Origin of the sequence: Heyndrickxia coagulans DSM 1 = ATCC 7050, assembly GCF_000290615.1 — a bacterium.
Classification (GTDB): domain Bacteria; phylum Bacillota; class Bacilli; order Bacillales; family Bacillaceae_C; genus Weizmannia; species Weizmannia coagulans.
Genome location: NZ_ALAS01000240.1, coordinates 1 through 243, shown reverse-complemented (window position 1 = coordinate 243; position 243 = coordinate 1). Strand labels below are relative to the sequence as shown.

Sequence of the window (243 nt, the reverse complement as noted above, 5' to 3'; positions counted from 1 at the left end):
CAGAATACATGGAAAAGAAGCAGTTCAAACACTCCTTCAGTAAAAAAGGTTGCCCATACGATAACGCCTGCATTGAGTCTTTCCATGCAACTCTGAAAAAGGAAGAGATCTACAGAGTCAACTATTTGAACTTTCAAGCTGCCAGAAGAGCCGTATTCGAATTTATAGAAGGCTGGTACAATCGGAAACGGATTCATAGCTGCTTGGGCTATATGACGCCACAAGAAACAGAAGACAGTATCA

1 protein-coding gene is annotated in these 243 nt (G+C 41.6%); it reads left to right on the top strand.

The window, feature by feature from the left end:
- Positions 1 to 243, top strand: a 243-nt coding sequence (locus IC21_RS13125) for an integrase core domain-containing protein (protein WP_035181000.1), incomplete at both ends; no start/stop codon positions are given.